This is a genomic window from Mesorhizobium sp. M2A.F.Ca.ET.037.01.1.1, from assembly GCF_003998075.1.
GTDB lineage: Bacteria > Pseudomonadota > Alphaproteobacteria > Rhizobiales > Rhizobiaceae > Mesorhizobium.
The window spans coordinates 1-492 of record NZ_RZSA01001773.1; the positions used below are offsets into that span (position 1 = coordinate 1).

General features: G+C 61.0%; 1 pseudogene. It reads left to right on the top strand.

Going from position 1 to position 492, the window contains the following annotated elements:
- Nucleotides 1–97 precede the first annotated feature (97 nt).
- Nucleotides 98–492: pseudogene (locus EOA27_RS39730) on the top strand (PfkB family carbohydrate kinase); the annotation flags it as partial.

The following is a 492-nucleotide window of genomic DNA, read 5'->3' on the forward strand; positions in this document are numbered from 1 at the left end:
AAATTATTGCGTTCGTAAATTTATTAATTGACGTGAAGAAGGACGCGCCTTATTCCGCTTCGAGGTGATGCCACGCGGCAAATGCCGGGAGGCCGTGATGAAGAAGCTGGTTTCCGCCGGCGAGATCCTCGTCGAGATATGGCGGATCGGACCGGCCAGAGCTTTCTCGAACCCGGGCCACTGGTGGGGCCGTTCCCATCCGGCGCGCCAGCGATCTTCATTGGCCAAGCGGCAGCGCTTGGTCAGCCAGCGGGGCTTATCGGGGCCGTCGGCAGGGACGATTTCGGCCAACTGAACATAGACCGACTGCGCCGGCTCGGCGCGGACGTTTCGGCGATCGCCACCCATGGAGGCCACGCAACTGGCACCGCCTTCGTCACCTATAGAGCCGACGCTTCCAGGCATTTCGTCTTCAACATCCGCAACAGCGCGGCGGGCCTGTTGGCCATCGATGATGCCGCAAGACACTTGCTTGCCGACGCCGACCATTTT